Origin of the sequence: Acinetobacter lwoffii, assembly GCF_022809915.1 — a bacterium.
Classification (GTDB): Bacteria; Pseudomonadota; Gammaproteobacteria; order Pseudomonadales; family Moraxellaceae; genus Acinetobacter; species Acinetobacter lwoffii_M.
The window spans coordinates 1-24400 of sequence record NZ_JALGQY010000032.1 but is presented as its reverse complement, the minus strand read 5'-3'; the positions used below and the strand labels follow the sequence as shown (position 1 = coordinate 24400).

The following is a 24400-nucleotide window of genomic DNA, read 5'->3' as shown; positions in this document are numbered from 1 at the left end:
AAAGGGTGCTCATGTGGATTTTAAAAATAAGCTCGGCACCGTTGATGCGCATAACCTAAACCTAAACTTTAAGCCTGATAATACTGATAGCCATAACATCATTCTGAATTTTGAGCATCTAGCCGACGGATCGACCAATCTCAATTTCGGTGATGATGTTTCTGCTGTAATCGATACAGTACTTGATACTGAGTTTTCACTTGAAGTCACAGCAGTCTATGCAGATAGTGGTGCAAACACTGCAGTTATAGACACGGTAATTGATATTGAGTTCAGCTTTGATGTTGTCGCAGTCTTTAAAGAGAAAACCGATGTCATTGGGCACATTGATACAGTCTTAGACACTAGTTTTAACTTTGAAATCGAAGCGGTATTTAGTGAAAACCTGTGCACGATTGATACGGTTTTAGATACTGGGTTTTCATTCGAAGTTAAAGCACTATTCGATATCAATCATCTGGTGGGCGTGTCTTATGGCTTTGATATGCGATATAAGAAAGCCATCGCAGCCTTGAGCACCACAGAAATACCATGGGCCAAGCCTATATTAAGAGTCTCAAATGAGGCTCTTTTTTATGACCAGGGTTTGGTAATTTCCAATCAGAAAAATATTCAATATGAGCAAGCAGGGTCATTGAATCGCGCGGTTAGATCGATACATGAGCAAGCAACCGGTTTAAGTTCAGATGCATATGTGATTTGGGAAGAGGGTGATAAACGCTTTATTCATCAGCGATATGTGCATGAAGAAACCGTCAAGCTGCGTCATAACCGAGAAACAGTCTGGCAGGAGATGATCCGCCGGCGCAAGACGTTTACTTATTCGCATGAAGTAGCTCAGGTCTTTGAGCACCGTTTTTCATTTGAGTGGGATAAAGGCCTTGAGATTGTCACCAAGTCAGATTTGCCCTGGGATAAAGCCAAAGCGATTCATTATCGCAAGCATCCGGTTGTGCCTTGGCCAAAGCCTGAACCTCAGCCATATCAGGGTAGTACAGATTTAAACTTTATCTGTCTCTGTCATGACGTTGATTCACACAATGTTGTTTTAAATTTTGGTGCAGATGACTGTATTGCAGCACTGCCGAACAGAAACTGGTGGTATATCGTGAACACATTAACAGCCGAACGACTGGATACCGGCGAGAAAATCAAAGTCATGGATGGCACTTACAGTACCAGCCGATCACAGTGGTGCTGGACCTACTCAATTACTGTGGCTCATACGGAAAAAGAAAAGCTGCAACCCATCAATGGGCATCCGGTGATCCTGAAAGTCATGATCAATGGTTTTGAGCATCATATTTTGCTGGAAGATCCAGAAGAAACCCGACGTTTTGCCAGTGTTCTTTACACTTATCCAGGTCGAAGTGTCACAGCTCTAAATTCTGCCAAATATGGACCAACACGCTCATTTATCCAGGATAACGAGCGAACCTCTGTACAACTGGTTCAGGCTGAACTGGATCGAGCTCAATCCAATACTACTTTGGACTGGAAACTGATTGATGAATTGGGCTGGATCGTATCGGTTGAGAGTTTGAGCTATGCTGAACTGGCACCAATTGATGCAATCAAGCAGGTGGTTGATGCAGGCGGTGGCTTTATCTATAGCCAGAAGGCAGGCAACACACTGACTATTTTACCCCGGTACCAGAAAGGCTACTGGGATACGATGACCGTAGATGACTACGATATTCTGTTATCTGAAAGCCTAGTGATGCAGCAGAACATCAAGAAGAACGATGAATACATTGCTGACTTTAATGCCATTACCATAGTGAATAGTCGAAGTGGCGAAAGCCTGAAGGTACAGCAACGTGGTACCTCGGGTGATGTGCCGCTAGAAACAGTCACGGGGCCATTATTTAATGTGGTATCGGGTGCCAGCTATGGCAAAAATGAACTGGTGAAAGCCAACATTCAGGAGTTGCACACCTTTTCTGATATTTCAGTCAGTCAGGAAATTGGCGAGATGCTGCCCGGAAAAACGATTGCCTTTAATGGCCAGTGGTGGGGTGTGATTGATTCGGTATCAGGTAGCTTTTCGCATGAAAAGGTCAATGAAACCATTACAGTGGAGCGTATCAGCCGTGAATAATCCCTTATTTGAATTGCGGAAGCTGCTTAATCCGACTCATGCTGAATACATCGGTACCATCACTTCAGTAAAGCATCCAGAGTATCGGGTGCAGATAGATGGAGGCTCTGGTCCTGTACTTTGTACTTCTGGTACAGCCTACAATTTAGGTGCCCGGGTATTTATTGCAAACCAAATCATTTTGCGGCCAGCACCAACAGGGCAGCATTCACAAGTAGAAGTTTAACGATCAACAAAATAACAGCACCTTCGGGTGCTTTTTTATTACCAGAATTTAGGGGGATGTATGGCTAAAGGGGATGTATATGGACTTTCTTAGTCAAGTATTGGAAAGCATAAAGAACCATTCACACATCCTTTTTACGGGTGTGCTGGGTGCAACTTTTGGCTTTCTATTAAGCAAGGAGCCAACCCGGGATCGCTGGATAGGGTTCTTCGCAGGATTCATTTTATGTGTGGTCTTTGCTAAACCGGCAAGTTTATTTCTTGCTAGCGGTAACTACCCAGAACTATTTGGTTTCATTCTGGGTGCTGCTGGTAAGAGTACAGCTGAAGCATTGCTGAGTTTGGCTCGATCAAGAGTTCTTGGTTTGGTCAAAAAGGAGAGTGAAGATGCTGCTAATCATAAGTAAAACGGCTTTGGTGTTATTTATAGTTTCGTTTGCCATCATGGCATTTCATCCAAAAATTCAACTTCCAAAACATATCGATTTTCTATTGGTATTGTCGATCCTTTTTGGGGCAGCACTTTTTGTTAAAGATGAGTATTCACCCAGTCCGGCTGGAACCCTCTTTTACACCACGGTAAGCATTTTATTCGCACTCTTTACCCGACAGCTTTACATCTGGGGTAAGGGTGGTGCACGTCCTAAATTTTTTAATACGGATAAAGATGATGAACACCACTCAAATTAAAAAACTTCAAAAGACAGTAGGTGTGCATGATGACGGCATTATTGGCCGTGGCACCTTGACCGCAGTATTTAAAAAATTAGGTGCCAGTCAAGCGCGTGCTGAAGAACTTGGTCTGGCTGCCAATGTCCATTTGCGAAACTTTGGCATCTTGGATAATTCACTTCGTCTTATTCACTTCCTTGCACAACTTGCACATGAGTCCGGCAACTTCCGTTATATGGAAGAAATTGCATCTGGTGCAGCTTATGAAGGCCGAAAGGATTTGGGCAACACACAGCCAGGCGATGGCAAGCGATTTAAAGGTCGTGGCCCCATTCAGCTGACTGGCCGTACGAACTATCGCAAGTATGGTCAGCAACTTGGCATCGACTTTGAAAATAATCCTGAAATTGTAGCTATGCCTAGCATTGGCCTTATGGTTGCCTGTAAGTTTTGGTCTGATAATGGCCTGAATGCCCTGGCTGATAAAGATGATGTGATGACCATTACGCGCCGGATCAATGGGGGCACTAATGGTCTGGCTGATCGGAAAGCGCACTTATTAAAATTAAGAGCACTTGTTTAATAAAATAGATAAATGCCCTCAAATGAGGGCATTGTTTATCATTAAAATAAGTGACTGGTTATTAATTAATCCTCAGAATCCCTTCCCAACTAAAATAGTTCTGAGTCAGGTTTTGTCTAGCCATTGCCCATGCGCGACCATGCATTTTGCATGGGCCAATTGCTATTTTCTTATCTCCAAATCTCACCTTAACCTGCTCAAGGGCAGATTGAAGTTTCTCATTTTTCTCTATTTGAGTACTATCAGATAGAAGGTCATATATGTATGTCGATTTTGGCTCGATTGCGGTCAATATCACACCACATTTCTTAAACTCGATTCCTTCTTGAAACAGCTCATTCATTCGCTTCATTACAGCCCGGTTCATAACAGCAGCACAGTCAGTCGGCTCAGCAAATCCGATATTGATCGACTTGTTATAGAAAGGCCTGTTCTTATCAAAAGGATTGGATTGGGCAAAAGCAATCACACAACCACAAAGAGATTCATCTTCTCTTAATCGCTTAACAGCGTTCTGCAGGTAATCACTCATTGCCTCAGATAATGATTCAATATCGGTTACCCGTGCGCCAAATGAGCGTGATGAAATGATTTGCTTCTTGGTTGGCGCAGCCTGCTCAAGTTCGATACATGAAATCCCTTGCAGTTCCATGACAGTCCTCTGCACGACCACTGAAAACAGTTTTCCCATTTGATGTGGATTAGAAGTGGCTAAATCAAGAACAGTATTAATACCTAAGCCTTTTAGTTTTTTACTATGCTGACGACCAACTCCCCAGACTTCGGAAACATCAATCAAACTCGAAAAATAATCTCGGTGTTTCGGATCCATAGAAACCAGATCACAAACCCCATTAAAGCGTTTGGCCTTTTTAGCCATATGATTGGCAAGCTTTGCTTCGGTTTTTGATCGACCAATACCAACACAAACCGGTAATCCGATCCACTGCAAGATCCGCTGTCGCATATTTTGCGCATATTCAACCAGGTCATAATTTTCAGAATAGGCAGTAAGCTTTAAAAAGCACTCATCAATCGAATAAACTTCCTGTTCACCTGGCGCCACGTAATCAGCCAGAATTGAATGGAAACGTTGAGACATTTCAGCATACAAAGCATAGTTACTCGAAAGTACCTGTACATTATGTTTTTCGACAATATCCCTAATCTGGAATAGGGGAACACCCATCTTAATACCAAGATCTTTTGCTTCTTGGGAACGCGCAACTGCACAGCCGTCGTTATTTGAAAGAACAATGACCGGCACATCTTTAAGTTTAGGATTAAATAGGCGCTCACAGCTTACATAGCAATTATTTACATCAATGAGCGCGTATATTTCATTGTTATAGCTCATCTGAATTTCTTGATTACATTTGTGACTACACCCCAGATTTCAAACTGCTGGCCCTCTTGGGGATGAATATCTGGATAACCCTCATTCTCAGCTTTCAACCAGCAACCTTTCGCGTCAATAATCAGTCTTTTAACAGTAAACTCATTATCTACACAGGCAATCACAATATCTCTGTGTTGTGCTTCAATGCTACGATCTACAATCAGAGCATCATTGATATCAATTCCAGCATTCAGCATCGAAAGGGAATTTGCTCGTACAATGAAAGTCGCATTGGCGTTATTGATCAGGAATTCATTAAGATCGAGTTTCTTATCGATATAATCTTGAGCCGGTGAGGGGAAGCCAGCCTGAACGCGTTCAGTGACCAATGGTATTTCTATTTTAGTGACTGGATCGAACTGACGGATATCAGTAATTTCATTTTCTTTTTTAAGGAATTTTAAGTATTCTTTGATATCAAGAATTTTAGATTCAGGCACTCGAATAACTTTAGTCTCTTCAGACTTTTTTCGACCAGCTCCAGCACGAAAGCCCCCATGAGTACTGTTCATAACTTTACGACTCCTTGATTTTTGTAACAATAATCAAGATTGTAAAGATTCAATAAAAATCAAACAAATAAAATAAATCTTTTAAATTCAAAGATGCGTCATAGAGTGACGCAAAATTATGATATTTCGGATGAACGGTTACAGTACTAATTGACTTGGTAAAGACTCTTAGCCAGAGCTGCACAGCTCATTCAATAAGCACAAAAGTTCATATCACTGTTTGTGTTCAGTGCGTGAACTAAAAAGCCCTCAGTTGAGGGCTTTTGTAATATATGATATTTATTTAGGCTTTATTTTTTATGGAAATATTAGTGATTGTTATTAATTTAAAATAGTAAAGTTTTGATAGTAGTTTTTTCTACCATTTACGCTATCTATAAATCTGTATGTAAAAAAATCATACTGACCGCGATGTAGATAATCATTAGCATTTTGCTTAAAATCATTACTTAATAATTTTTCATCAGCTTCTTGATTACGCTTTAATTGGAACGATGTTAATAGATCTTTCATAACAATCTCCTTAATCCATAGTTCTCTGATAGAAGGGATCCTCTTCAACAAAATAGCAAATACTTGTACTAGGCAAGCACCACTGGTATGTACCAAAAACTCGTATTAATTGCTCCTTTGACGAATTAAATAATCTTATTAGATTATTCTTATCATCATATTCACCCGTATATTGAGTGACAGGATATGGATGAAACTCTTCATACATTTTATGTACGGTTACCTTTCTCGTATTCATAGTAAGGGCTGCAAACTAAATCTAATAAATACTATTTTATTAGTTATAAAATAAGCTTAGGCCTTTGCTTAATTAATAGATAGGTCTTATGTGTATCAGGATGTATTTACCTTAAAAGATATTAATTTTTATATAGAGTGTAGAAGTATCTTGGACTATCTATGACATTTAATAATAAAAATATGGATCCTGATTGTTCTTAGCCATCTTATTGCATTCTTTACATTTAATACTCTCTATAGAGTAGAGCCCACGAGTTTGCTTACCTTCGGCAGCAGCAATAAGATAAAAGTGCTGAGTATCGTTAAAACTATAGTCATCCCATGCTCCACAAACAGAACACTTAATAATTTTTCTATCGCAGTAAATGTGTGGTTTTTCCATTATATTTTCTCCAAAAATTTTCTAAATTCTTCTATAAATATAAAGCTGGCAGTCAAGGTCAACAGCCTTAACTTGGTCGGAAGTTTGAAACAAAAAACTTAGCTTCAATTTACTTTTTCCATCCATCTACTATATCAGCCCAATACACTATATTTCTCATCCTGAATCATAATTCTATTGTGCTAAAATTTCACTTCAGAAATAACTGAAAATCAGCGTATTAGGTATGCAGTCTACACAATTTCATAAATCTACAAAAAATAAAATTTGTAGACTGATTTGTAGACTGTTGAACAGCAAGTAAGGACAATTTAATGCAACATGATGCAACTATTAGTATTTGCAAGTCATTGAAAATACAAAGGTATGCAAGTTAATGCAATCTATTGCAATTCACCACAAACTAAGTGGTTTCTACTTTTTTTACTATGCGATTGTCGGGGCGTTCATGCCTTTTTGGAGTCTGTATCTTGAAGATCAAGGCTTCAATTATCAGGAAATCGGCATTTTATCTTCTATTGCGATTGTTACCCGATTCTTTGCGCCGTTGATCTGGGGGTGGATTGCAGACAAATCCGGTAAACGCATGCTGCTGGTGCGTATTGCCACCTGGATGGAAGCCTGTATCTGGTTCATGATTTTTATCATTCCCAATAGCTTTCAATCTGTAGCTTTATTGATGCTGATTTTCAGTTTCTTTCAGAATGCTATTCTGGCTCAGTTTGAAGGCGTGACTTTATTCTGGCTCGGGGAAAAAAGAGCAGAACTCTATGGCAAAGTACGAAAATGGGGATCAGTCGGCTTTATTATCGGTGTATTCTGCTTGGGCACCGTCTTTGAAATTATTAGCATCAGTATGTTACCCGTCTTGTTGCTGTGTATTTCATTTCTGGCCTTTCTCTGGTCATTTATCATTAAAGAGCCCACGACAGCACCTACCGCACAGAAACAGCTCGAACCCTTATGGCCAATATTCAAACGCCCAGTGGTGTATAGCTTTTTCCTGATTGAATTGATTCTGCTATTTTCACACGCGCCATTTTATAGTTTTTATAGCAATTATCTCAGTCAGGCGGGATTTAGCACCAGTCAGATCGGGCTGCTCTGGTCAGTCGGGGTCATTGCGGAAATAATCATGTTTGCCTATGCGACGTTCTTTCTGACACGGTGGTCATGGCGTCATCTGGTCACGCTATGCTTGTTAATGACAGGATTAAGATGGTTCATCGTCGGAGTCTTTCCTGCTTCATTTATGGCACAGTTTTTTGCTCAAACGATTCACGCTTTAAGTTTTGGTTTATTTCATATGATTGCGATGCGAGTGATTTTCCAGAATTTTTCTGCAGGGCAGCAAGGACGTGGACAAGCGCTATATAGCACGATGTGGGGCGTTGGCGTGGCGAGTGGCAGTATTCTGGCTGGGCATTATTGGGATCAAGTCGGCGGCACATCTATTTTTATCGCTGCTGCAGTATCGACTTTGCTTGGCTTGTTACTGATTTTCGGATTGCCAAATAAAGTCGAACTGCAAAAACAGGCTTGAAAATATCATCTCAGTATTAAATACGGATTTTGGCGTATTGCCCAAACCACGGTTGTGCCTGTTCCAATTGGGCTGCCAGTTGTAATAGCAGATCCTCACGGGCAAACGGCGCAATAAACTGTGAACCGAGCGGCAGGTTTTGTTCATTCCAGTACAGTGGTACAGACATCGCTGGGAGTCCGGTAATATTGGCCAACTGGGTAAAAGGCACCCATTTTAGATTTTCTTTCACAATCTGGTCGACCAGTTTACCTTGCGCCAGCAAATGTGCTTTATTTAGTTTCAATAAAGCTTTAAGAATCGGTTTCTGCCAGTTTGGTGTTTTGACCTCACCATTTTTTGGCGCCACTGTCGCCGTTGCAGGCGTCAGGTACAGATCATAATTATCAAAGAAATGATTCATCTGGGTCACGTACTGGCCCCAGTTATTCAGGTTCTGGATATAATCAATCGCGCTGGTTTTGGCCCCAAAAGCCGCCAGCGCTAAAGAGTCCAGTTCAAAATCATTCGATTTGGACGGATAGCCTTTCTGGATTTCATCCAGCATAAATGAAAACTGGCTAAACCAGGTGGTAATAAAATCCTTGGCCAGTTGCATGCCATCAATGGCTGGACGGTCTTCGACCACTTCATGGCCCAAAGATTCTAGCAATTTGGCTGTTTGTTCAATGGCTTTAATGGCATCCTGCGAAACAGGTGTGCCAATCGTAGAATAAGTGCTAAACGCAATTTTCAGTTTTTTTGGCGGTTGCTGAATCACATCCAGATAATGATGCTGTGGACGCTGAATCTTAAACAGTGAACTATGATCTTCACCATGGGTGGCATCCAGCATTGCAGCACTATCCCGTACCGTTTTGGTCAGTACATGCTGAATCGCGGCGCCATGCATGGCTTCACTCATTTGTGGTCCCCAAGGCGTGCGGCCACGACTCGGTTTCAGGCCAAACAGGCCGCAATAGGAAGCGGGGATACGTATCGAGCCGCCACCATCACCAGCACCCGCAATTGGTACAATTCCGGCAGCCACGGCAGAAGCGGAACCACCGGACGAGCCGCCGCTATTATGCTGTAAATTCCACGGATTTTTACAGCTGCCCCAAGCATCTGGTTCAGTAATACCTTTAATCCCAAATTCAGGAGTATTGGTACGTCCAAAAGTCACAATCCCGGCTTTTTCCCAGCGATTGACAATCTCGGCATTGGTCTCGGCGATATAACCAATCCGTTTTAAGCCCTGACAACCATAAGAAGTTGGATAACCGGCATATTCCTGAAACAGGTCTTTAACCAGAAAAGGCACACCGGCAAAAGGTCCGGACAGATTTTGCTGGCTCCGTTTCAATGCATGCTCATGCATCGGAATAATAATTGCATTTAGCTCGGGATTGGCAATTGAGCTACGCTCTAGTGCAGCAGATAAAAGTTCACTTGAATGTACTTGTTTATTGGCGACCAGATCAGCCAGTCCTAAACCGTCATATTGCAGATATTCTTCAAATTTCATTGCCATTCCCTAGTGTTGCTGCTTCAAGGTTGTAGATCATTTAGGCTCAAGATGCAAGCACCACCTGATTTCGCCCACGATGTTTGGCCTGATACAAGGCTTGATCTGCAATATTGATCAGGTTTTGCAGGTCTTGGGCCTGCGGTTCATTTTGATGAGTGATGCCCACACTCACGGTAATATACAGGGGCGAGCCATCTGATTGATAAATAGGGGTTTTTTCCACCAGATCACGAATCCGTTCTGCAATAAGACGTGCTTCTGATGGTTCGGTATTCCAGAGTAACAGCACAAATTCTTCCCCACCAATTCGTGCAAACAGATCTTCAGCACGTAAATTGCAGCGAATGATTTCCGCAAAATGTTGCAGCACCTTGTCACCGACATGATGGCCAAAATCATCGTTCAGACGTTTGAAATGATCAATATCCAGCATGATGACCGAAAATTCCATTCTGTTGGCATATTGCAGTAAATATTCACCTTTCTGAAAGAAAAAATGACGGTTCATGGTGCGGGTCAGACTGTCATGATTGGCCAGATAGAGAACCCGTTTAAACAGCTCATTGCGGTTTTGACTAATAATACAAAGAATAAGCGGCGATAAGGCCAGCATAAACAGCCCGATCCGGAGCGAAATATAAATCGTAGAATCTGCCAAGGTGTCATGCGTTGTGGCATAAAACCGCGTCAGGCTGTAATAGGTTAAAATAGTCACAAACGCATTAATCAGTGTCATGCTAAACAGGCGATAGGTCAACGCAGCCCAGATCAGTGCAGCCAGAGGGTAGAGCATTGCGCCGGGGCCTGCAAAAATATTGGTAATGATGACACAGGCCACGACTGAAGATGCAGGTAAAAAATAGCTGAAGTAATTACGTTTTTGACGACGGTTTTTAAATAGATACTGCATGTCTTTTATTCTTGGGAATGCCAAGATTAAAGGGAGAAACACAATATAATTCACCATTTCACCGGTCCACCACAGACCAAAATCAATCCATAAATTCTCTTTGGTCATGAATGAATTGGGTAGATTTGGCAAGGTGAGAACTGCAAAAGCCGTACTGGCCAGACAGCCTGCAAAAGCGAAGATGCCAAATAAATGAACGAATGTATAACCAGTATTATAGTATTTGTAATTAATCTTGAAATATCGAATAAAAAATATCGAGACAATAGTGCTGATCAGATTAGACAAGGTAAGAAACAGGCTTTGTAATAGGCTGTTCCCGGTGATCAGATCTGCAAACATAAAAGCGCTGAATGCACCAAGCCAACCTCCCATATTATTTAAATGTGGAAAGCGTAAGAACAGGGCTAACAAGGCAGCATTGGCCGGCCACAATAAGGCCAGATACTCAATTGGTCTGGTTGCGATCCCAATAAAACAACAGACTAAAACAGCGAAAACAATGACAAAATAAGCATAGGTTTCATGATTTAATTGTTGTTCTGTTATTCGAGCTAATTGCAAATTTAAAATCCTATTCAAATTTTTAAGTGTGAATGATCACTTTGTTCAGCAACTAAGTTTGACCCAAAATATAATTTTATTGTTTGATTAATCTGTTATTAATGCGAACTATTAAGATTCTTATATACGAAATATATACAAAAAAAGTCAGAAAGGAAATCCATGTTTTTAAACAATGTGATAAATAATTTCTGACTCTGTATTGAAATTGCGTTAGAGCGGGACACGATCCCAAAAAATATGATAATTTAGAATCAATTGTTAACAAGATGCCGGTAAATATGAAAAAAATATGTCTTAGCCTTATCTTACTCATGAGCTCACCTTGGCTAATGGCGACAGAAAATAAAAAACCAGCGAATGCTCCTGCTAAAGCTGCTGAAATCCCAAATACATTTACTGTGAAAACCCGTCCGGAAATTGTCGGATTGTGGGGAATGGAAATCCCGAATAATAAAAAATGTATCGAATATTATAATTTTAAAGGCAATAATAATGTGGTGATTAAAAGTGGCGATGAGTGGACGTCGGGGCTATATGACTATCAGCCGGCACAGGATCCTTCGCAGCAGATTCCAGCGCTGATTCTGCAAGTAAAATATGACAATAATGAAAAAGACTGTTCAGGCAATCAGGTGGATCAGTCTGGTGAAATTTCGCAATATTTTGTGAAATGGCAAAACCCTTATACCATTAACTTCTGCGCCAATGAAAAAGCCGAACAATGTTTTGCTGTGCTCAGACGCGTATTGCCTTAAATTGCAAACAATAAAAAAACCGCTGAATGACAGCGGTTTTTTTTATGAGCTTTGATTTAAGCTTTGTCTTCAGCACCTTCAAGCTGCTTTAACAAATGCTTCTCTAGGTAATGAATATCCATTGCCTGTTTGCAGAAGTTTTTATCCTGAAGGATTAAATCTTTATGCAAAGGAATATTGGTTTTAACGCCAGTCAAAATCATTTCTTCCAAAGCATTTCTCATTCGAGAAATAGACGTCTCACGATCCTTACCATGCGAAATCAGTTTGGCAATCATCGAGTCATAATACGGCGGAATGCTATAGCCTGGGTAGATGTGCGAGTCTAAGCGGATACCTGCGCCGCCTGGTGCATAGAAGCTCTCAATCTTGCCGGGTGAAGGCAAGAAGGTTGATGGATCTTCTGCGTTAATACGGCATTCAATCGCATGTCCTAAAACCTTGACATCTTCTTGCTGAATATCCAGACCTAAGCCGCCAGCAATACGCAATTGCTGTTCGATAATATCGATACCCGTGACCATTTCAGTTACCGGATGCTCAACCTGAACACGCGTATTCATTTCAATGAAGAAGAACTCATCATCTTCAAACAGGAATTCGAATGTACCTGCACCACGATATTGCATCAATTTACAGGCATTGACACAGGCTTCTAGAATATCAGCACGTGCTTGCTCTGGTAAGTTCGGTGCTGGTGCTTCTTCCAGTACTTTTTGATGGCGACGCTGTAGTGAACAGTCACGATCATACAGATGAATCGCATGACCATTACCATCAGCAAGTACTTGCACTTCGACGTGACGTGGCTTTTGCAGGAAACGTTCCATATAGACCGTATCATCACCGAACCACATTTCTGCATCACGCTGTGCAGCCTGAACAGATTCCAGCAGGGTATCGACATTTTCTACGATACGCATACCACGACCACCACCGCCAGAAGCAGCTTTTACAATCAGTGGAAAACCGATCTCTTTGGCTTCAGCCATGGCATTGTGAATCGTTACGGCATGGTCGCAGCCCGGTACTGTTGGTACACCAGCTTTTTTCATGGCAATAATGGCAGAAACCTTGTTTCCCATTAAACGAATATGTTCCGGACGCGGACCAATAAAGATAAAACCAGAATTTTCTACGATTTCTGCAAATTCTGCATTTTCAGCGAGGAATCCATAACCAGGATGGATTGCATCTGCGCCGGTAATTTCAGCAGCTGTAATAATCGCAGGAATATTCAAGTAGCTGTCACTGCTCGCACCAGGGCCGATACATACTGCTTCATCACAGAAACGTAAGTGCATCAGGTCCTTGTCTGCGTCAGAATAGACACCTACAGTTTTGATCCCTAAAGTTCTGCAAGCACGGGTGATGCGTAACGCAATTTCACCACGGTTTGCAATTAAAACTTTTTGCAACATTATAAATCCCCGGGGTGATTAAGCGCGGTAGCGGAAAAGTGGTTGACCGAATTGAATCACTTCACCATTTTTCACCAGAATTTCTTCAATCACACCGCTTTGAGTTGCTTCAATCGGGTTCATGATTTTCATTGCTTCGATAATACCGAGCGTATCGCCTGCAGAAACGGTCTGGCCAACTTTAACAAAGGTCGGCTCACCTGGGCTTGGTGCTGCATAGAACACGCCGACCATTGGTGAAGTTTCAACAGCACCGCGAGGAGATTTTGCTGCTGGCGCTTCGGCTGCTGGTGCAGGCATCGCAGGAACAGCTGCTGCAACCACTGGATTACGACGAGTTAATGCAATCGATTGATCGCCTTCTTTAACTTCGATCGCCTGTAAGTCAGATTCAATCATCAAGTCGATGAGTTTCTTGATTTTACGGATATCCATGAGACAGTATTCCTAATTAAGATTGTGTAGAAGGTTGTATTTTTTCAATGATATAGTCGAGGGCAGCAGCATAGCCTTTTGCACCTAGACCACAGATCACGCCGATGGCTTTATCGGACAAGTATGAATGATGTCGGAATGCCTCACGTGCATGCACATTAGACAGATGGACTTCAATGAAAGGAATGGCAACGCCAAGGAGGGCATCGCGAACAGCAACAGAGGTATGGGTCAATGCTGCTGGATTAATAATGATATATTGAATGCCGTCTTGCTGGGCTTGATGAATTCGGTCAACAATGGCACCTTCCCAGTTGCTCTGGAAAGTATCGAGTTGTAAGGTAGCTTGTTGAGCCTGAGCAATCAGCTGCTGGTTAATATCGTCAAGACTAAGGTGACCATAAACTTCCGGTTCGCGCTTCCCAAGCAAGTTTAAATTCGGTCCATGAATAACCAAAATGGTCGAACTCATCCAGCATGCTCCAATTAAAAAGTATCGGGGTTTGTTTGCAAGATGTCTGCAAACTCTGCTTATTATTGCATGATTTTCTACATTACTATTTATAATTTCTTTAAATTAACGTAGAAAGCATATAGCAAACAGTGGCGCTATAATGAAAACTTTGCAGAGATTTGGCAATGTTAAAAAATTACAATTCGCTGGGTATTCAGATTATTTTCATTGTAAACCCAATTGGCAAAAACAGTTAATATCCTTTATGTAACTGTATCTTCATGTTAACGCTAAATTCTTCCTTTTAGTGATATTTTTAGTTTTAAACAAGAGTTGTCTGGCTGATTTTACTGCAATGTTTGACTTCTATAGCATAGAAAACTCTTTACATTCTGACTTTAGAGTTGTGCTGATTATCCTCTTTATATATAAGCTATCGACCGTTTCTCAAAACTTGACGAAAATTTAAAAATATAAGATAAGACAATATGTTAATGATATTTTCTCTTATTGTACTTGGATTTTCCTAGGTCTATTCTTCCAATATATTGGAATTAATTACATCATTTTCAATTCAAGTATTCATGACAGACACTGTACAAGAATCTATTTCTTCTTCCGGAGATAAAGGTTAAATCTCAGCGGGTTTAAGATAAAACGCTCGACTTATATGCCTCGTATTTATAGACGCATGAAATGACGAATGTGTTCATCTTCAAGCCTTCTACACAGTGAAGCCATTAATCGCCTAACGCTTAGATAGTGGCAAAAACACATACATTTGTTGATATTTTGCTCGTCATCATCTTTGCAGAAGAGTTCAAAAGTATTGAAGAGCGTAAAGATTGAACCAAATAGGTCTGATTGAAGCGGAATACGGGCTTAAAGCAAAATTTGCTCTGTAGTTGCCTCATCTAAATTAACTTCTTGAGCTAATCTTTATATAATCATGCGATTCCTCTCAAACAAGACTTTCTATGACACCTGCATGCAAACTATTAAAAGCCAATAAAATCGAATACAGCATTCATGAATATGAACATGATGCCAATGCCAAAAGTTTCGGGTTAGAAGCTGCTGAAAAATTAGGGCTTTCGGTGGAAGAAGTCTTTAAAACTTTATTAGTCACGGATGATAAACAGTATTTTGTTGCCATATTGCCGGTACATCATCAGTTAAATCTGAAAAAAGTAGCCCAGGCTGTGGGATGTAAAAAACTCCAGATGGCAGATCCTAAACATGCAGAACGTTTGACCGGTTATCTGGTCGGTGGAATCAGTCCCATTGGTCAAAAGAAACGATTAAAAACGGTGATTGATGCCAGCGCAGAACAGTTGGATAAGATCTATGTCAGTGGCGGTAAAAGAGGCTTGGATATTGGATTAAAGCCGGCTGATCTTGCCAAAGTGCTCAATGCACAGTTTGTCGATGTGCTGGATATATAAGATCGGAGTACGATGATCAGCTAAATTCATAGAACCTGAAGTGATAGATTTAAAATGGCTGCATATTTTTTGGTCGGAAATAACAGTAAATAATTTTATACGTTTGTATATTAGATAAGTTAAAACACAGCCTGACTGTGTACACAACAAGGAATGAAAACAAAAATATAAATTATTATGCGGAGCATAATGGATGAAAATTCAAAATAAAAAATGGCCACGGTTCTGTCTAACATTATCTGCGATGGTGATGCTATCTGCGTTGCCGAGTGTACAGGCCGCTTCTGCACCTTCAGCTGCACCTGCCAATTCACAGCAGGTTTTCTTTGTCGGAAATAACTGGGATGGCACGGTAACCGTGATTCGTCCATCGGGTGATTTTGGCAAAATAGGCGTCATTAACATGATTCCTGACCGTAAAGAGCGCCTTAAGGAAATTCACCTGAATCCAATCAAACTGATTGCCTATACTTATATTCAGACCACAGCCGGTGAAGGCAATGATCAGTTGGTGGATGATATGTACTCGACACCAGACGGGCAGTCAGTCGTTGCATCACGCCCAAGTTTCGCCGATGTGGTATCAATTAATATCAAAACCGGCAAGATTAACTGGCGGACGCCTGTAGAAGGCTTCCGTGCCGACCATATGGCAGTATCACCAGATGGGCAGCGCATCGCTGTATCTGCATCTTCAGGAAATGTAGTGCATGTACTAGATATCCATACCGGTAAAGAGTTAGGCCGTTTCAGTACTGGCGATAAACCGCATGAAAATATTTACTTCGATGGTGGTAACAAGATCCTGAACTCTGCTATCGGCAATGTGGAAACGTCGATGGATGCTCAGTGGCAAGACTTTACTAAAGGAAAGCGTTTTATCACTATCGCAGATGCCAATACACATCAGGTGCTAAGAAAAATTGACTTCAGGCCCGCACTGGATGCATTTGGTCGTAAAGATTTATCTAACTCCGTACGACCAATGGTATTTAGCAAGGATGAAACTAAACTATATGCCCAAGTTTCATTTTTTAATGGTCTGATTGAGTACGATCTGAATCAGAACAAGATTAGCCGGATCGGACAGCTGCCTGGTAGTGATAGTATCCCGAAAGACCGGACAAAATGGGTGAATGATTCGCGTCATCATGGCCTATCAATCAATGCTGATGGTGAAAAGCTCTGTGTCGCCGGTACGATGGATAACTACGCTACGATTGTAGATCGCAAAACACTGACAGCCGGGAAACTGATTTCTGCAGGTAAACCTTATTGGGCAACGCGAAGCCCGGATGGTCGTAGCTGTGTAATTTCAGAAAGTGAAACCGATTTGGTTACCGTGATTGATTTTGCCACGGGCAATAAAGTGCTGAGTGTGCCGGTGGGAAATCATCCACAACGTGTCCGGATTGGATATGCACCAGCAGACTGGTCAACGCCGTAGTCAATCGTCGATTAGCGAAAAAGACAGCTTCTTAATAAATAAAGACTGTCTTTCTTGAGCTGAGGACATAAAAATGAATGATAAAACAATTCTGTTCTATGTAATGATCGGATTGCTCTTGTTTGGGGCTTTAGTGGGTATTGGCTATCAGGTACGACAAGAAATCTATCGGACGAATTTTACTGATCAGACCCATTCTTATCCGGTCCTGCCAGCTGAAAAATCGGCAAGCTATATCTCTGTTAATTCTCCTAAGAATAGTCAAACTACGAAGAAGGAACAGAACGATACGGTTGCAAAGCAAAGCGAATTATCAAAGCAACAAGAACAGTTATATCTGGACTTTACTCAGATCATTAACGCTTTAAGTGAGGGACAACGACCAGATCCTCAACAAGTCAGTTTGTTGATCACTCAGCAGCAAAAACTGTTAGAGGCCCAACTGGTGAGCAAGGCCGAAGCGAAAGCACAAATTAATTTTCTGATTAAGGTTCTGCCTGAAATGGATCATGAATTGCATCGAGCATTGCGAGTATTAGAGCAAACCCAAATTTAACGAATTAGATCCAGCTGTATCTTTCATTATTCTCAGTCTGAAAATTGCTCTCATAAAAAAGCCCAAAAAATGATTTGGGCCTTTAAATACACACTTTAGAAAGCTAAGTATCTTTATAAACAGTTCGCAGGCTTGGGTACACCAGCCAAACGGCTTAAGTGACGGGCCACCAGACCAGTATTAAACTTTTCCTGAAGCATGGCATTATTGATATCGGCGCTGACAGTTTTCATTAAAAATTTAATCAGTGGGCGTGTTGCTGGTGAATGACCAAATTGTTGATAGAACTGACGTACCGCTTGCAGAATTTCAAAATGCCAAGGAGTTAAGCTCAGTTCCAAACTATCGGCCAGCACTTGAGCAACGTCTTCATTCCAGATGGTATAGTCAACCAGATGGCCATCTTGATCCAATTCTAAATTCATATCTAACTCATTCATTATTTCATTGAAATGCAGCGATTAAACTCGAGGCAAAGATCTGCAAAATCTGCATAATTCAAAAGCTTTACCTGATCAGGCAAAGGCTGTACTAATAACTCCGCATCATTTTCCAGCATGTAAATTTGCGGCAAGTTTTGCAGAAATGAATGCTCTCGCAGCAAAACTGCTTCACCCATCAGCACGACCTGATCACCCGTTGTATAAGTTTGAGCCAGTTGTTCTAGGATCTGCGCTGTTGCCGAATAGCTGGATTGGATCAGATAAAGTGTATGATTTGACATTTGTATATCCTTATTCCTTACCAATACAGCACATGATCAAAGCTTTGAATAAATTCAGGATTAAGTTCAATAAATTCGATTTCTTGTTCGCTCTGTGTCACAAATGGGGAATGCTGGTTTTTCTGCTCAATCAGAATCGGAGTGAGATCATAAAACTCGAAACTGTCGACCATATTTGATGCCAGTTTAAATGCATGTTGTACCTGATCAAATTGCAGCTCTGAACGTAGCAGACTGAGGGCAGCATCTTGTAGCAGGACTTTAACTTCTGCGCCAAAGGTTGCCAGGACCATGGTAGCCGACAGGCTTTCATGCACTTGCAGGCTGGTCAGATTGGCTTGGGTTAATATAACAAGTACAGATTTCACACAAGATTCCTTGGAAAAGCAACACATTCTAAAAAATGAAACATCTAGAATTGAATAAGACGTTGTGAGGACTGAACAGCATCGGCAAGTTCACCTAAACCGACCAATTCAAAGGCATCTGCCAGATTATGCTGCTGAATATTGTGACGTCGAGCATTGTCTAGATCTGTAATTCCACGTGCCAATGCTGCACTTACACAGACCGGGAGACGAATCTGTAGCGCTTGCCATGCATGTGTAAGATGACGTTGATCGTCGGGTACCCATTGCAGTGCATTTGCGACCGATACGCCGTCCTGATAGAAGAATACACGGAATGCTTCCTGTTTATCTTGCAAGGCCTGAGCCAAACCCAGGGCATGCCAGGCATAAATGGAAGTCGGTGCGGAGGTAACAAGAATTAAGGTGCTCATCGAAATTCACTACAGGCTTGATCAATAGCAACAGATTGATCTTGGCTTCATCAGAAAGTAGGTAGTATAAATGATTTTAGTGACGGGTGGATTAGGCTTTTTAGGCTCACATATTGCTTTAAGTCTGTTAGCACAAGGACTAGAGGTCATTGTGGTCGATAATTTGGCCAATGCTAACTTACAGACTCTGGAGCGCCTCGAATTTATTTCTGGTATGTATGTACCTTTTATCAAAATTGATATTCGCAATACGCCAGCATTGAACAAAGTCTTTGAGCAGCATTCGATTCAGGCTGTGGTGCATACCGCAAGTTTTAAATCACTGGAAGAATCAGTATTAAAACCACTTGAATATTATAATGATAATGTTAGCTGTATTATGAGTCTCATGCGTGCCATGCAGCGTACCGGCGTGCGTCATCTGGTACATTTATCCAGTCTGGCGGTATATGGACAATCTGGTGCAGACTTAAGCGAAGATCTGCCTTTTAACTTCACTTATCCGAATCCCTATATCAAATCGCAACAAATGGTTGAGGAAATTATCCGGGATACTGCCAAAACTGATAATGAATGGCGGATTGCGATCCTACGTCTGTCCAATATCGCCGGCGCCTTTGAACACGGTGTGCTGGGGGAAGCGGTGCCACCTTTACCGAAAAATATTTTGCCTTTGGCGATGCAGGTCGCTGCACAGCAACGTGAATATCTGGAATTACGCCGTCAGGCCCATACTGCGGATGGCACAGTAGAACGCAGTTTTCTGCATGTCGCAGACTGTTGTGATGCCGTGATCAAGTCCTTGCAATGGCTATCACAACAGCAGGAATTAAAATGTGAAGCCTTTAATATTGCCGGTGAATTGATTTCCATACAGGATTTGCTAGATCAACTGGCTGAAGTGACTCAGTCTGCAATCAAAACCATGGATGCTCTGCCATACCCACATGCGGAAATGGATCAATTGGGGGCGAACATTGGAAAAGCGCGAAATATCCTACATTGGCAACCTCAGCGATCACTCAGAAAGATGCTTGAGGATGAATGGTTGTTTTATCAGAATATGCTCAGAGGGCAGTAAGTAAGAGTATTTAGCTTATATTTGATAATAATTATCATTTACATTATTACTGTAATCGATTACTTTAAATAAATAGACTAAATCATTGATATAGAAATTCCTAAAATCAGTAACAGGCAAGAAGAATTGAGGTTGAACATGCAAACACGTATTGAACATGACACGATGGGAGAGGTGGCTGTACCGAGTGAGGCTTTATGGGGCGCTCAGACTCAGCGTAGCTTGCAAAATTTCAAAATTGGCAATGAGCGGTTGCCACGGCCAATGATTCGTGCCATGGGACTCGTCAAAAAAGCGGCTGCCTTGACCAATGCCGAGCTAAACCAGATTCCCCAAGAACTGTCACGCTATATCGTGGATGCGGCAGATGAAGTCATCAGCGGGAAATGGGACAGTCAATTTCCACTGGTAGTCTGGCAAACTGGTTCAGGTACACAAAGCAATATGAACTGTAATGAGGTGATTGCCAATATTGCCAACCAGAAATTGGGCAATCATTTAGGGGCACAAAAACCGGTTCATCCAAATGATCATGTCAATCGTGCCCAATCTACCAATGATTCATTTCCAACTGCGATTCATGTGGCTGCGAGCTTGCAGATTAATGAACTTTTAATTCCGGCTGTCACACGTTTACGCGATACTTTATATGCCAAATCTCAGGATTTTGCCGATATTGTAAAAATTGGCCGGACACATCTACAAGATGCTACGCCTTTAACCTTGGGGCAGGAATTCAGCGGTTATGTCTCTCAGCTGGATCATGGGCTTCTTCGTCTAGAACAGGCATTGGTCGGACTATATGAATTACCATTAGGCGGTACAGCGGTTGGTACCGGTCTGAATGCCCATCCTGATTATGCCGTTCAGTCTGCTAAAACCCTGGGACAATTAACTGGCTTGCCATTTGTAACTGCGCCAAACAAGTTTGAGGCTTTGGCAGGCCGTGATGCTGCGGTATTTGCTTCTGGTGCATTAAAGACTTTAGCGGTTAGCCTGAATAAGATTGTCAATGATATTCGCTGGCTGGCCAGCGGGCCACGTTGTGGTTTTGGTGAATTGCGTATTCCTGAAAATGAACCGGGTTCTAGCATCATGCCGGGTAAGGTGAACCCGACGCAAAGTGAAGCGATGACGATGGTGGTCGCGCAAGTTCTCGGAAATGACACCACCATTAACGTGGCAGGTGCATCAGGTAACTTTGAACTGAATGTATTTATGCCGGTCATTGCCTATAATCTGTTGCAATCCATCCAGCTTTTAGGCGATGCGTGTAACAGTTTTAATGATCATTGCGCCGTAGGCATTGAGCCGAATCATGAGAAAATTGAACATTTCCTGCATGATTCTTTAATGCTGGTCACAGCATTGAATCCGGTGATTGGTTATGAGAATGCAGCCAAGGTTGCCAAAACAGCCTATAAGGAAGGAAAAACCTTAAAACAGGTGGCTGTTGAACTGGGTTTAGTCACCGCTGAACAGTTTGATGAAGTGGTGCGTCCTGAGCAAATGGTCTCACCGAATGCCAAATAAGGGCTGCAGCGCTTTTATTTTCAATCTTTCCGCCTGTTTTATCATGGAATAGTCAGCAGTGGTTTTTATCTCAGGCAGAGTTGCGTACAATAGTGTTAGATGAGATTAACCACTGATGATTGTTTTATGCTTGATATTTATTTAACAGATGTTCAAAGAAAGGTGCAATTCAAGGATTATCCAGGTGAGCATCCTGTTAAATTTATTCTGAATTTCAAAAAGATTTTCCCAAGTGTGATGGAACTTCTTTTACCTGTGCTTCCCGATAATGAAAATCTGGAAGAAATGTCTTGGGAATCGACCAGCGATGATTTTGAAACCTTCCAGATGTTCTTAACTGGATGGGGTATTATCGAACTTCGATTAAAAGCAATTACCCAGTTTAAAGATAAAGCATTTGCGGATCGTCTGGTTAAACAAGCTCAACAGAAACGCAAAGACTATCAAAAACAGCAGACTAAACTAACCACAGTTGAACTGGATTATTTGTTTATGCACGAGATGCATGCTCTGATTGATGCAGAACTGGTGGAACTCGGTGAGAAATTCTATTTACCGATTTTACGTGAGCTCTGGAAGACTAAAGTATCTGCTCAGGTGCTGAACGCGAAGTTTTAAATCGGTTTTTTAGCTTTTAATTATAAAATTAATCCTCCAATTTTGGGGGATTAATTTTTATCTGCAAGATGAGATTTATTTCATGATGTGCTCTCTCTTAGAATAGCCTAAGCAAGATTAAATTTGGTGATTGAAGGTCTTTATTCTTAAAATTTTGATCAATAATAGCGCATGTTGAACCATTGTTTAGCGTCAGGCACTCGCATAGGGCAGTAGTTTTAACGATTGTTCAAAAAATAGATGAAAATGATCATTTTTAGCTAAAAAATATATAAAAATATCAATTAAATAGCCTAGTAATTGAGTCCATTATTTTTTAAGGTATATAGGCTTTATCTCACGTTAAAGCAAAAGCTCCATTGATTAGCTATCCTTCATAAAAATAACTGAAGGTTCAAATTTTCCCGAAGATATATCCCAGGATTTTCAAAAATGTCGAATCAGTTTTTAGATTTAATTACTAAACGCCGTACTATTTATGCCATTGCCAAGAATGTTGAACAATCTCCTGAACATCTAACTGATTTGATTCAGACTGCAATTAAGCAGAGCCCATCTTCTTTCAATTCTCAGTCTTCACGCGCCGTCATTTTATTCAATTCAGAACATGAAAAGTTCTGGGGCTTTGTAGCAGAAAAATTAAAAAGCTATGCTAAAGATGAAGAAAGTGCTGCAAAAACCACAGTAAAAATGGCAAGTTTTGCGGCAGGGCTAGGTACCGTTTTATTTTTTGAAGATCACACAGTCGTACAAGGCTTACAGGAACAATTCCCATCTTATGCTGATAACTTCCCAATCTGGGCAGAGCATTCGACTGCGATCGCACAATTTGCAACCTGGACAGCATTGCATACAGAAGGTCTGGGCGCATCATTGCAGCATTACAATCCGATCGTGGATGAACAGGTACATGCGGAATGGGACATTCCATCGAACTGGAAGTTGCGTGCACAGTTGGTCTTTGGTTCGATAGAAGGCGAGCCACGTGCCAAAGATTACCTGGCAGATGAAGAGCGCTTTAAAGTCTTCCAATAAGCTGAGATCCATATCTGCACTTAACACGGTTTAAGGGCAGATATTTTTTAGATCTCGATGAAATCCCAATCAGCTTCATTAAAATTAAGTTAAAATAGCGTGCTAATGAAAATTGATGAGTAAGACCGAATGTCGAAAAACATGCAAAACCTATCACCTTTACAAGAACTGATCGCAGAGCAAAAACTACTTTGTGAAGAAGTAGGCTCGGCTTATGTTGAAGTCACGGGGGATGATGTTGTTGCGGTGGCCGTACATACCTTGAAACAAGATCCGATTGTCGGCATCCGTAAAAAGCCTGAAACGGCTGAAAATATTAGCTGGTATATTTATGGTGGAGAACCTTCAAGTGAAGAAACTTTTGAAACCATGACAGTACGTGAATTACAGGACATTGCACCAGAAGTTTTACCGTATCTGGCTCTGGAAACAGGTTTTCGTTTCATGATCGATGCCGATGATTATGAAGATGTCTGGAAAGAAGAAATTTAAATGCTAAAAAAATCATCTTTCATTTGTGCTGGATTATTATTAGGACTGAGTAGCGTGGTCTTCGCACAGCGGCTTTCACAAAGTGCCTATGACCAGTTTATTTCAGCACAGACTAAAATCGTGAATGAAACCAAATACATTTTAGATGAAGATGATCAAAAGGCAGATGCACAAACTCAACGTCAGGCTTTCTGCAAACGACTGAAAGCCTATCAGGATATTCAAAAGGTGTCCGAAGAAAACAGCAGTCTGGATATGGCGCCCACGATGGCTATGATTGCCAAAAACTTTCTTGAGCGGCAGGATCAAAGTTTGACTCAATCTGGAATGACTACAAACGTATTTTGTAAAAATAGGGATGTAGAATAAATTATAAAATACTTTTCATTAGACCTCTTTCATAAATCATTTTTTGCTCAGTTCCAAGTTGTAGATTCCAGCGATTAAATTGAATCTCAAACCAAGC

29 protein-coding genes are annotated in these 24400 nt (G+C 41.3%); 16 read left to right on the top strand and 13 right to left on the bottom strand.

Features of this window, described 5'->3' with window-relative positions; genetic code table 11:
- The first annotated feature begins 13 nt into the window (after nt 1-13).
- The 5 genes from MTX11_RS13730 (at nt 14) to MTX11_RS13710 (ending at nt 3581) form a co-directional block, all read left to right on the top strand.
- Nucleotides 14-2101 (top strand): hypothetical protein, encoded by a 2088-nt coding sequence (locus MTX11_RS13730; protein ID WP_243475366.1) that lies wholly within the window; start codon nt 14-16, stop codon nt 2099-2101.
- A complete protein-coding gene (locus MTX11_RS13725) occupies nt 2094-2327 on the top strand; it encodes a hypothetical protein (RefSeq protein ID WP_010117797.1) in 234 nt (77 codons plus the stop codon). The genes MTX11_RS13730 and MTX11_RS13725 overlap by 8 nt, the downstream gene beginning before the upstream one ends.
- A 79-nt stretch (nt 2328-2406) precedes the next feature.
- Complete coding sequence (locus MTX11_RS13720) at nt 2407-2733, top strand: hypothetical protein (RefSeq protein WP_004731279.1); 327 nt, start codon at nt 2407-2409, stop codon at nt 2731-2733.
- Nucleotides 2714-3016 carry a hypothetical protein gene (locus MTX11_RS13715; protein WP_180000310.1) on the top strand — a complete coding sequence of 101 codons (303 nt, stop codon included), beginning with the start codon at nt 2714-2716 and terminating at the stop codon, nt 3014-3016. Before MTX11_RS13720 ends, MTX11_RS13715 begins: the two co-directional genes overlap by 20 nt.
- A complete protein-coding gene (locus tag MTX11_RS13710; RefSeq protein ID WP_243475365.1) occupies nt 2997-3581 on the top strand; it encodes a glycoside hydrolase family 19 protein in 585 nt (194 codons plus the stop codon). Before MTX11_RS13715 ends, MTX11_RS13710 begins: the two co-directional genes overlap by 20 nt.
- Nucleotides 3582-3642: 61 nt before the next feature.
- Here MTX11_RS13710 and MTX11_RS13705 read toward each other — a convergent pair whose 3' ends face one another.
- From MTX11_RS13705 to MTX11_RS13690, 4 genes are all read right to left on the bottom strand, one after another.
- Nucleotides 3643-4938 (bottom strand): Y-family DNA polymerase, encoded by a 1296-nt coding sequence (locus MTX11_RS13705; protein WP_243475364.1) that lies wholly within the window; start codon nt 4936-4938, stop codon nt 3643-3645.
- A complete protein-coding gene (locus MTX11_RS13700) occupies nt 4935-5492 on the bottom strand; it encodes a LexA family protein (RefSeq protein WP_243475363.1) in 558 nt (185 codons plus the stop codon). Before MTX11_RS13700 ends, MTX11_RS13705 begins: the two co-directional genes overlap by 4 nt.
- A 321-nt stretch (nt 5493-5813) precedes the next feature.
- Nucleotides 5814-6005, bottom strand: coding sequence for a hypothetical protein (locus tag MTX11_RS13695; protein WP_243475362.1), 192 nt, complete (start codon nt 6003-6005; stop codon nt 5814-5816).
- A gap of 406 nt (nt 6006-6411) precedes the next feature.
- A complete protein-coding gene (locus tag MTX11_RS13690) occupies nt 6412-6627 on the bottom strand; it encodes a hypothetical protein (protein WP_243475361.1) in 216 nt (71 codons plus the stop codon).
- A gap of 376 nt (nt 6628-7003) precedes the next feature.
- On the opposite strand from MTX11_RS13690, the gene MTX11_RS13685 reads away from it, so the two are divergent.
- A complete protein-coding gene (locus MTX11_RS13685; protein ID WP_243475360.1) occupies nt 7004-8170 on the top strand; it encodes an MFS transporter in 1167 nt (388 codons plus the stop codon).
- Nucleotides 8171-8186: 16 nt separating this feature from the next.
- Here the strand turns inward: MTX11_RS13685 and MTX11_RS13680 are convergent, their stop codons facing one another.
- Together MTX11_RS13680 and MTX11_RS13675 are read right to left on the bottom strand one after the other, a co-directional pair.
- Nucleotides 8187-9677 (bottom strand): amidase, encoded by a 1491-nt coding sequence (locus tag MTX11_RS13680; protein ID WP_005266474.1) that lies wholly within the window; start codon nt 9675-9677, stop codon nt 8187-8189.
- 46 nt (nt 9678-9723) lie between these two features.
- Nucleotides 9724-11154 carry a sensor domain-containing diguanylate cyclase gene (locus MTX11_RS13675; protein WP_243475359.1) on the bottom strand — a complete coding sequence of 477 codons (1431 nt, stop codon included), beginning with the start codon at nt 11152-11154 and terminating at the stop codon, nt 9724-9726.
- Between the two features lie 314 nt (nt 11155-11468).
- Between MTX11_RS13675 and MTX11_RS13670 the strand changes: the two genes are divergently transcribed.
- Complete coding sequence (locus MTX11_RS13670; protein ID WP_005100815.1) at nt 11469-11912, top strand: hypothetical protein; 444 nt, start codon at nt 11469-11471, stop codon at nt 11910-11912.
- Between the two features lie 56 nt (nt 11913-11968).
- Here MTX11_RS13670 and accC read toward each other — a convergent pair whose 3' ends face one another.
- From accC to aroQ, 3 genes are read right to left on the bottom strand one after another with little or no spacing between them, the layout of a single operon-like run.
- Nucleotides 11969-13333 (bottom strand): acetyl-CoA carboxylase biotin carboxylase subunit, encoded by a 1365-nt coding sequence (gene accC / locus MTX11_RS13665; protein WP_004280198.1) that lies wholly within the window; start codon nt 13331-13333, stop codon nt 11969-11971.
- A gap of 18 nt (nt 13334-13351) precedes the next feature.
- Nucleotides 13352-13768 (bottom strand): acetyl-CoA carboxylase biotin carboxyl carrier protein, encoded by a 417-nt coding sequence (accB, locus tag MTX11_RS13660; RefSeq protein ID WP_005107117.1) that lies wholly within the window; start codon nt 13766-13768, stop codon nt 13352-13354.
- 16 nt (nt 13769-13784) lie between these two features.
- Nucleotides 13785-14240, bottom strand: coding sequence for a type II 3-dehydroquinate dehydratase (aroQ, locus tag MTX11_RS13655; RefSeq protein WP_005246503.1), 456 nt, complete (start codon nt 14238-14240; stop codon nt 13785-13787).
- A gap of 959 nt (nt 14241-15199) precedes the next feature.
- Here aroQ and ybaK point away from each other — a divergent pair.
- The 3 genes from ybaK to MTX11_RS13640 all read left to right on the top strand — a co-directional run bounded on the left by ybaK (nt 15200) and on the right by MTX11_RS13640 (nt 17670).
- A complete protein-coding gene (ybaK, locus tag MTX11_RS13650; RefSeq protein WP_071851354.1) occupies nt 15200-15667 on the top strand; it encodes a Cys-tRNA(Pro) deacylase in 468 nt (155 codons plus the stop codon).
- 193 nt (nt 15668-15860) lie between these two features.
- Nucleotides 15861-17114 (top strand): YncE family protein, encoded by a 1254-nt coding sequence (locus MTX11_RS13645; protein ID WP_243475358.1) that lies wholly within the window; start codon nt 15861-15863, stop codon nt 17112-17114.
- A gap of 73 nt (nt 17115-17187) precedes the next feature.
- Nucleotides 17188-17670, top strand: coding sequence for a hypothetical protein (locus MTX11_RS13640; RefSeq protein WP_243475357.1), 483 nt, complete (start codon nt 17188-17190; stop codon nt 17668-17670).
- A 113-nt stretch (nt 17671-17783) separates the two neighbouring features.
- Here MTX11_RS13640 and MTX11_RS13635 read toward each other — a convergent pair whose 3' ends face one another.
- From MTX11_RS13635 to tusD, 4 genes are read right to left on the bottom strand one after another with little or no spacing between them, the layout of a single operon-like run.
- Nucleotides 17784-18095 (bottom strand): TusE/DsrC/DsvC family sulfur relay protein, encoded by a 312-nt coding sequence (locus tag MTX11_RS13635; RefSeq protein WP_005263018.1) that lies wholly within the window; start codon nt 18093-18095, stop codon nt 17784-17786.
- A gap of 14 nt (nt 18096-18109) precedes the next feature.
- Nucleotides 18110-18394, bottom strand: a complete 285-nt coding sequence (locus tag MTX11_RS13630) for a DsrH/TusB family sulfur metabolism protein (protein WP_180087320.1) — start codon at nt 18392-18394, stop codon at nt 18110-18112.
- A gap of 17 nt (nt 18395-18411) precedes the next feature.
- A complete protein-coding gene (locus MTX11_RS13625) occupies nt 18412-18762 on the bottom strand; it encodes a hypothetical protein (RefSeq protein WP_243475356.1) in 351 nt (116 codons plus the stop codon).
- A gap of 44 nt (nt 18763-18806) precedes the next feature.
- Nucleotides 18807-19175 (bottom strand): sulfurtransferase complex subunit TusD, encoded by a 369-nt coding sequence (gene tusD / locus MTX11_RS13620; protein WP_004280211.1) that lies wholly within the window; start codon nt 19173-19175, stop codon nt 18807-18809.
- Between the two features lie 70 nt (nt 19176-19245).
- On the opposite strand from tusD, the gene MTX11_RS13615 reads away from it, so the two are divergent.
- The 6 genes from MTX11_RS13615 (at nt 19246) to MTX11_RS13590 (ending at nt 24303) form a co-directional block, all read left to right on the top strand.
- Nucleotides 19246-20256, top strand: coding sequence for an NAD-dependent epimerase/dehydratase family protein (locus MTX11_RS13615; RefSeq protein WP_180038673.1), 1011 nt, complete (start codon nt 19246-19248; stop codon nt 20254-20256).
- 138 nt (nt 20257-20394) lie between these two features.
- A complete protein-coding gene (gene fumC / locus MTX11_RS13610) occupies nt 20395-21789 on the top strand; it encodes a class II fumarate hydratase (RefSeq protein ID WP_243475355.1) in 1395 nt (464 codons plus the stop codon).
- Nucleotides 21790-21915: 126 nt separating this feature from the next.
- Nucleotides 21916-22407 carry a hypothetical protein gene (locus MTX11_RS13605; RefSeq protein WP_004280216.1) on the top strand — a complete coding sequence of 164 codons (492 nt, stop codon included), beginning with the start codon at nt 21916-21918 and terminating at the stop codon, nt 22405-22407.
- Nucleotides 22408-22839: 432 nt separating this feature from the next.
- Nucleotides 22840-23442, top strand: a complete 603-nt coding sequence (locus MTX11_RS13600; RefSeq protein WP_004280217.1) for a nitroreductase family protein — start codon at nt 22840-22842, stop codon at nt 23440-23442.
- Nucleotides 23443-23571: 129 nt separating this feature from the next.
- A complete protein-coding gene (locus tag MTX11_RS13595; protein WP_243475354.1) occupies nt 23572-23934 on the top strand; it encodes an immunity protein Imm33 domain-containing protein in 363 nt (120 codons plus the stop codon).
- Nucleotides 23935-24303: a hypothetical protein gene (locus MTX11_RS13590; RefSeq protein ID WP_005107026.1), complete on the top strand. Its 369-nt coding sequence runs from the start codon at nt 23935-23937 to the stop codon at nt 24301-24303. It abuts the gene before it with no gap.
- Nucleotides 24304-24400 lie beyond the last annotated feature (97 nt).

Excerpts from the sequence above, each read along its gene's own strand:
- MTX11_RS13720 (WP_004731279.1), top strand. The coding sequence starts at position 2,407 with ATGGACTTTCTTAGTCAAGTATTGGAAAGCATAAAGAACCATTCACAC.
- MTX11_RS13715 (WP_180000310.1), top strand. The coding sequence starts at position 2,714 with ATGCTGCTAATCATAAGTAAAACGGCTTTGGTGTTATTTATAGTTTCG.
- MTX11_RS13710 (WP_243475365.1), top strand. The coding sequence starts at position 2,997 with ATGAACACCACTCAAATTAAAAAACTTCAAAAGACAGTAGGTGTGCAT.
- MTX11_RS13705 (WP_243475364.1), bottom strand. The coding sequence starts at position 4,938 with ATGAGCTATAACAATGAAATATACGCGCTCATTGATGTAAATAATTGC.
- MTX11_RS13700 (WP_243475363.1), bottom strand. The coding sequence starts at position 5,492 with ATGAACAGTACTCATGGGGGCTTTCGTGCTGGAGCTGGTCGAAAAAAG.
- MTX11_RS13695 (WP_243475362.1), bottom strand. The coding sequence starts at position 6,005 with ATGAAAGATCTATTAACATCGTTCCAATTAAAGCGTAATCAAGAAGCT.
- MTX11_RS13690 (WP_243475361.1), bottom strand. The coding sequence starts at position 6,627 with ATGGAAAAACCACACATTTACTGCGATAGAAAAATTATTAAGTGTTCT.
- MTX11_RS13685 (WP_243475360.1), top strand. The coding sequence starts at position 7,004 with ATGCAATCTATTGCAATTCACCACAAACTAAGTGGTTTCTACTTTTTT.
- MTX11_RS13680 (WP_005266474.1), bottom strand. The coding sequence starts at position 9,677 with ATGAAATTTGAAGAATATCTGCAATATGACGGTTTAGGACTGGCTGAT.
- MTX11_RS13670 (WP_005100815.1), top strand. The coding sequence starts at position 11,469 with ATGAGCTCACCTTGGCTAATGGCGACAGAAAATAAAAAACCAGCGAAT.
- accC (WP_004280198.1), bottom strand. The coding sequence starts at position 13,333 with ATGTTGCAAAAAGTTTTAATTGCAAACCGTGGTGAAATTGCGTTACGC.
- accB (WP_005107117.1), bottom strand. The coding sequence starts at position 13,768 with ATGGATATCCGTAAAATCAAGAAACTCATCGACTTGATGATTGAATCT.
- aroQ (WP_005246503.1), bottom strand. The coding sequence starts at position 14,240 with ATGAGTTCGACCATTTTGGTTATTCATGGACCGAATTTAAACTTGCTT.
- ybaK (WP_071851354.1), top strand. The coding sequence starts at position 15,200 with ATGACACCTGCATGCAAACTATTAAAAGCCAATAAAATCGAATACAGC.
- MTX11_RS13645 (WP_243475358.1), top strand. The coding sequence starts at position 15,861 with ATGAAAATTCAAAATAAAAAATGGCCACGGTTCTGTCTAACATTATCT.
- MTX11_RS13640 (WP_243475357.1), top strand. The coding sequence starts at position 17,188 with ATGAATGATAAAACAATTCTGTTCTATGTAATGATCGGATTGCTCTTG.
- MTX11_RS13635 (WP_005263018.1), bottom strand. The coding sequence starts at position 18,095 with ATGAATTTAGAATTGGATCAAGATGGCCATCTGGTTGACTATACCATC.
- MTX11_RS13630 (WP_180087320.1), bottom strand. The coding sequence starts at position 18,394 with ATGTCAAATCATACACTTTATCTGATCCAATCCAGCTATTCGGCAACA.
- tusD (WP_004280211.1), bottom strand. The coding sequence starts at position 19,175 with ATGAGCACCTTAATTCTTGTTACCTCCGCACCGACTTCCATTTATGCC.
- MTX11_RS13615 (WP_180038673.1), top strand. The coding sequence starts at position 19,246 with ATGATTTTAGTGACGGGTGGATTAGGCTTTTTAGGCTCACATATTGCT.
- fumC (WP_243475355.1), top strand. The coding sequence starts at position 20,395 with ATGCAAACACGTATTGAACATGACACGATGGGAGAGGTGGCTGTACCG.
- MTX11_RS13605 (WP_004280216.1), top strand. The coding sequence starts at position 21,916 with ATGCTTGATATTTATTTAACAGATGTTCAAAGAAAGGTGCAATTCAAG.
- MTX11_RS13600 (WP_004280217.1), top strand. The coding sequence starts at position 22,840 with ATGTCGAATCAGTTTTTAGATTTAATTACTAAACGCCGTACTATTTAT.
- MTX11_RS13595 (WP_243475354.1), top strand. The coding sequence starts at position 23,572 with ATGTCGAAAAACATGCAAAACCTATCACCTTTACAAGAACTGATCGCA.
- MTX11_RS13590 (WP_005107026.1), top strand. The coding sequence starts at position 23,935 with ATGCTAAAAAAATCATCTTTCATTTGTGCTGGATTATTATTAGGACTG.